Origin of the sequence: Okeania sp. SIO2F4, from assembly GCF_010672385.1 — a bacterium.
Classification (GTDB): domain Bacteria; phylum Cyanobacteriota; class Cyanobacteriia; order Cyanobacteriales; family Microcoleaceae; genus Trichodesmium.
Genome location: NZ_JAAHGT010000627.1, coordinates 1 through 5816, shown reverse-complemented (window position 1 = coordinate 5816; position 5816 = coordinate 1). Strand labels below are relative to the sequence as shown.

Below are 5816 nucleotides of genomic sequence, written 5' to 3'. Positions count from 1 at the left end.
TAGCAACAATTCAAATTACAAGTTCTACGGGACGAAGTTAAAAGCTTGAGCCGGGAAGAGGCCCAAGAGTATTTAGTTGAAGTATTGCGACAAAGCATGGTTAAGGAGAACCTATTCAAACACTGGATGAAAGGCAAAATTTAATCTATGCCTTTCACTAAAGACTCGAAGATAGTCAGTATTAAAAACTAACCCCACCCAATTACTAGATATGGGCGGGGTTAATGATATTAGCACTTAGGCAATGATAGAAAAGCTAGAATTAATTCAATAAGGCAATATATTTTATTTACTGATTAGTAGTATTATTTTGGTTTTAAGCCATCAAGTGCTACTGCATGATTTTATGTAGAGATTTTAAGCCCTTCTTGACTCTACGAGAAACAGTAACAGCACTAATTCCCATTCGTTCGGCTGTTTCCTTCTGAGTCAAATCACAGAGAAACACAAACTCCAAAACCTTACGAGTACCCTCTTCCAATTTAGCTAATGCTTGCTGTAAACGAATTTGGTCTTCTTGAGCTAACTGAAAACTACGATACTGACTATCGGGGACTAATTCTCCCAAACAAGTAGTTCCATCAGCTTCATCTTGAACTGGAGCATCTAAACTCAGAGGGGCACGGTTACGACAGGCAAGTTGAATTTCATGCCATTGCTCCAAAGAAATATCCAAAGCAGAAGCTACCTCTAAATCTGTAGGTTTCCGCTTCAACTTAGCTCTGAGGTCTTGTATAACTTTTGTGGCCTGCCGATCCATAGCTAACCAATTTCTGGGGATGCGTACAGAAGGACTTTTATCTCGTAGATAATGCTGAATTTCTCCTCGAATATAAGGAGTAGCAAAAGAACTAAAGGCTCTTCCCTTAGAGATATCAAATCGCTCAATTGCTCGAATTAATCCGATACAACCTACTTGGAGTAAATCATCGTAGGTTTCCGTACATCGATTTAACCAATGATAAACTTCCTTCCTTACAAGTCCAATGTTAAGTTTAACTAATTGGTTCCGGAGCTTATGAGAAGGAGACTGTTGATACTGATGCAACAGTTCTAGGTTTTCACTTTTTAGTTCTTGAGTGACGGTGGTAGACATAGCTATATTATGATTTTGAGAGCCAACCACTGATGGTAGATCGCATACAGATTATATTAATGGATATGTAAAATAAATGCTGTGAGTTGACGAATACTAGACTGTGATCTTAAACACAACTGCTTAATTAGAGTTTTGGTTAGAACTGATTTGTAGTTTTTACAACTTATGCTTTGCAGCTTTAGACTATGTGTAATTAATTTTGGATCGCTACTTAATATTATAAGTATATATAAACAATAATATTAAATAGCTGTTAATAAACAGCTACTTCAATTATTTTTGACAAAAATAGAGGACTCTTAAGCATATCTAGTATAAATCATATACTCTCCACCCTAAAAACTGGAAAACCTTTAATTCCAAGATGTTTGTTTCCCAACAAGATTAGAATATTTCACCCCCGACACAATCTTTAGATTTGTCGGGGAAGTATATCAATTAGCCTAAGAAACTGTGTCTACCCGACCGTAAAAAGTACCACGAACTTTAACTTCTACAGCTTCTTTTGCGCCTAAATCTGTATCAGAAGGCTGAACTGCCTCAAAGAGGCCAACAATTTCACCTGTTTCCCCGTCTACTTTAGTAATTTGAAGGGACATCTCACCGGCTTTGAGAAGAGTATCTGCTGACTTAACATTAGCTTTGACAAACTCTTCATCATCTGAACTAGCTGGTAAAGCTACTGCATTATCATATCCTGAAGTCACACCACGACCTTTCGGGTCTAGGAAACTAGAGCCTCGGTAGGAAGGAACATTGTATATTCCCTTAAAATCAGTAGAAGTATTGATAGCAGTAATACCAGGCTGGCTATTAGCAATAAGTCCTTTGACAGTAAATAAAAATGGAACTTCTTCTCCACCAGGCAAAAGAACAGTTATGGGTTGGAAGTCCATACCATATTGTTCGTTAAATGTCAAAGAATTATCTTCATTAAAGACAAGCTCACCTGTTACTTGATCTAAGCTAGAAGTATACCGTGTTAATTTTCTTCCTTCAACAAATTCTGCTTCTTGGCGTTTGTTAGTTGGTTCTTCCTTAACGAAATAGGTAGTTGGCTGCAAACACAAATCTGTCAAAATGTAAGAGCCATCTTGGTCAAGGGCAATGGAACCACGAGCAGTTTCTGGTAACCCAGGACAGTTGTTGGCCAAGCCAGTATTTACAATGTCTTCATAAGTAAGTGGTTTATTGCTATCAGGACTTTCTGAACAGGCAGTTAAAAAACTCAAACACACAGCTAATAGTAAAGCAATTAAAGCGCGATACCTCATTGTCAACCTCAATATTCAACATTTTATATTTAACACTGCTACTGCATTCTATAGTTTACGCAGTATCAATAATCTGATTTTAGATTTTAGATTTTATGGGAAAATTAGGGTAAATCAAAGTAGGATAAAGTTATTCTTCACATTCTCAATTTGCTTGTTTGAGAGTAGATTTATCTTTCGTATTAACCCAAAATAATATTTTACATTGCTGGTTACTTTTTCTTAAATTCAGTTATGTAAATTAAAATTTCATAAGTAAATATACTTAATTTAATAGGTTGCCATAACTGAATTTAACTGATTACTGAAAAGGGAAGTTGAAAAAATGTTTGAAAGAACTGACTGCTAGTTGGTGAGTGTTTTTTTACTTTGAAATGAGTAATACCAGGTGTGATAAATGTCTGCTACAAATACAAATACTTACGGTTGCCTTAGGTTACGAAGATCGAGTCAGGAGGATATAGTCTCTAAGTATTTCTAAGTGATGTCTCTTTGACTAAAAAGAGACATCACTTAGAAAATCTTTAAATCACTCAAAAAGGAATTACAAAATTATTTTTTCACCCTTGGTATAAAAAAAACTCTGAAGGATATGTAAGACCAAGTTTAACAGGATTTACCCAAAGCATGAGTTATAAACACTACATAGAGTTTGCTGAAAAAGTCTTTTGGTAGGGATAGGAGTACTGATTCAGGAGTCAAGAGTCAGGAGTTACAGGGAATTTAGAGGAAGTAATCGGAGATTTTATCCCTTGATTTTTCTCCAATTATTCTGCCCAAAATTCTAGTTTTTTGGTCGCTCAAGCTTAGAAATTTGCACTTTTTTTCGCTCCTATTAAGGCTAAAACCTTTATCTGTCAATGCTTTTAAATTTAATCAGCAAGCCCTACATATGACAAGTTTAGTTTTCCTGTGTCATGTAGTGTTATAGTTAAAAATAATTAAAAAAAATAACCACCAAACCTAGACTAAACTGTAGCTGAATATCTAGGGAACTTTGATAAGTCCCCAAAGAAATATTTTTCTTTGTTTAGTTAGGGTTGACTAAGGAAGAAACTAAGCAACACGGATGTATCCTGTTGTGTACTATTAGGTTGAAATTACTCTGGCTTTAGTCTGGAGATTAATCAAGTTGCTCTTAACTGGTAATATGAACACAAATACAGAAAATGAGTCAACAAGTTTACATGGTGATTTACAATCATTAGCAGATTCAGTAAAGGCTATAACTGAAAATCATCAGGACGATCCAATAGCAATATTGGCTATCCTACGAACTTTGGAAAGCTTACATCAGGAACTCAGAGAAGGTTCATTTCAAAAAATATTACCAGATAATCGTCAGTCACTCTACAATTTACTTAAGGATATTGAGACAAAGGGAGGTTGGCCTTATATTCCTAGATTAAGATTACGCTATCTGTTGGAAAACTGGTCTGATAATTCTCAAGAATTATAGAACTTCATCAGTATTATTAGAATTAGATTCAGGTAAAGGTTGACTAATATCTACAAAGTCTTCCTCTGAAATTATGGAAGCTGGAACATTTACCAATATCGCTAATAATCTGCCATTATCAATAGTGATTAATGTATCTCTGAAATTTAAGCCAGTTCCTTGTTCAAAAGTTAAATCTTCAAATGTCAAGTTACTACTTAAAGCCAAGAAATCCTCCAAAGGATTAAAATCATTAATGACATCAATATTACCTAGTTCTCCTGGTAAAACAAAAATATCCGATCCCTCACCACCAGTTAATGTGTCTTCTCCAGCTTCTCCAAATAATATATCGTTGCCTCGATCGCCCAGCAAAGAGTCATTACCATCACTACCTTGAAGGGTATCATTATCTTTTCCACCAAACAATGTATCCTCACCAATACCACCAATAACTAAGTCGTTATTTGAATCACCAAAAAGAGAATCATTCTGTTGTTCGCCAAATATTGAATCATCACCTTTTCCACCACGAAGATTATCTACATTTTCTCCACCAAAAAGTTGGTCGTTACCTCTATTACCATTAATAAAATCACTGCCAATAGTTCCAAATAGCAAATCATTGCCTGCTTCTCCGAAAATAGTATCATCACCACTACCTCCGTCTAAAGAGTCATTACCATCACCACCCAAAAGCGAATCGTTACCTATACTGCCATTACCAATATCATTTCCTAGGTCGCCAAATATTACATCATCATCAACATTTCCAAATAGACTATCATCGCCTTGACTACCTCTTAATGTATCGTTACCATCTCCTCCAGTAACTAAATCAAATCCTTGATTACCAATTACTAAGTCATCTCCAGTTTCTCCAAATAAAGAGTCGTTGCCATCTTCTCCTGCTAGAGAATCATTTCCGGGACCACCTTCAATAGTATCATCTCCAGGACCTCCTAATGCTGAGTCCCGTCCATCTTCTCCTTGCAAGAAATCGTTATCTTCACCACCAATTAAAGAATCAGATCCAATACCACCAAAAATTTCATCTTCTCCTTCTCCACCATCTTGAGTATCATCTCCTCCTTCACCAAAAATAGTGTCATTTCCACCAAAACCTTCCATAAAATCAGGTTCTGGAGAGCCAATTAAAAGATTATCATTGTTATCTCCTGAAATATTTGCCATATTTTTGATACACCTACATTACTACTGATTTTTATTGCTTAAAAAGTAAGAATTATAGAAAAACACAAAAATATTTTTGGCTGTTAGAATAGTGTTTTTCCTTATTTTTTGCACTGGATATTAGTTATAGGTATCCAGTTTACAAATAGTTATTCTTACAGGTTACTTATGACTTAAAATTTCACTATTTTGTTTCTTTTAATCAAAAGCTGGTGAGTTTTTCTGATAAGTATTGAAAGTAGTAAACTATTATACCATTTATCCCAAGTAATGCTACACTTAGAAAGTGCAAAAATAACCATCAAAATAACAAATATAGCAATCATATTTCAGTTGTAAGATTTTAGTGGTAATTAGGAGTCAGGAGGACTGAGTCAGAATATAAAATGATTTTTATTTATCTTAATTGTTCTTAAATATCTTATAAATCATTTCTGATTGCTATATTACCAAAGACTTATATTACGTCAATAAATGTAAGCATTCAGCCGTCAGCTCTGAGCTCTCAGCGTTCGGAGTTTATTTCATTTATAGGAGGAATTAGAATTGAGGTTGAGCGAGAATTAAAAGTCTAGTTCAATAATTGATAATTGATAATGGATAATTGATAATTACCTCTCCCTAAAACGGATAGGATTGAATAAAAGGAAAATTTTTTCTTGTTTCTCCTTTAAAGGAGAGGCTTTAAACCTTAATTATTCGGTAAAAGCGGACATCATCAGATAACTTTAGCTATAATGGTTCATTTTCATTGCTAATAGCTGAATGCTTACTAATAAATAGTATTTAGAAGGATAAAATTCAACTATAG

The 5816-nt window shown here is 34.7% G+C and carries 4 protein-coding genes and 1 pseudogene; 2 read left to right on the top strand and 3 right to left on the bottom strand.

What is annotated here, in order from left to right; all coding sequences use genetic code 11:
* Positions 1-144: pseudogene (locus F6K22_RS29090) on the top strand (NblA/ycf18 family protein); the annotation flags it as partial.
* Positions 145-331: 187 nt separating this feature from the next.
* On the opposite strand, the gene F6K22_RS29085 reads toward F6K22_RS29090, so the two are convergent.
* Both F6K22_RS29085 and psbO read right to left on the bottom strand, forming a co-directional pair.
* Positions 332-1096 carry an RNA polymerase sigma factor SigF gene (locus F6K22_RS29085; RefSeq protein ID WP_293106116.1) on the bottom strand — a complete coding sequence of 255 codons (765 nt, stop codon included), beginning with the start codon at positions 1094-1096 and terminating at the stop codon, positions 332-334.
* Between the two features lie 446 nt (positions 1097-1542).
* A complete protein-coding gene (gene psbO, locus F6K22_RS29080; RefSeq protein WP_293106114.1) occupies positions 1543-2373 on the bottom strand; it encodes a photosystem II manganese-stabilizing polypeptide in 831 nt (276 codons plus the stop codon).
* Positions 2374-3523: 1150 nt separating this feature from the next.
* Between psbO and F6K22_RS29075 the strand changes: the two genes are divergently transcribed.
* Complete coding sequence (locus F6K22_RS29075; RefSeq protein ID WP_293106112.1) at positions 3524-3832, top strand: hypothetical protein; 309 nt, start codon at positions 3524-3526, stop codon at positions 3830-3832.
* Here F6K22_RS29075 and F6K22_RS29070 read toward each other — a convergent pair.
* Positions 3827-5005, bottom strand: coding sequence for a calcium-binding protein (locus F6K22_RS29070; RefSeq protein WP_293106109.1), 1179 nt, complete (start codon positions 5003-5005; stop codon positions 3827-3829). The two genes, F6K22_RS29075 and F6K22_RS29070, sit on opposite strands and share 6 nt — an antisense overlap.
* Between the last annotated feature and the right edge of the window lie 811 nt (positions 5006-5816).

What these genes read in the sequence shown, in the direction of transcription:
- F6K22_RS29085 (WP_293106116.1), bottom strand. Translation starts at nt 1,096, where the DNA reads ATGTCTACCACCGTCACTCAAGAACTAAAAAGTGAAAACCTAGAACTG.
- F6K22_RS29075 (WP_293106112.1), top strand. Translation starts at nt 3,524, where the DNA reads ATGAACACAAATACAGAAAATGAGTCAACAAGTTTACATGGTGATTTA.
- psbO (WP_293106114.1), bottom strand. Translation starts at nt 2,373, where the DNA reads ATGAGGTATCGCGCTTTAATTGCTTTACTATTAGCTGTGTGTTTGAGT.
- F6K22_RS29070 (WP_293106109.1), bottom strand. Translation starts at nt 5,005, where the DNA reads ATGGCAAATATTTCAGGAGATAACAATGATAATCTTTTAATTGGCTCT.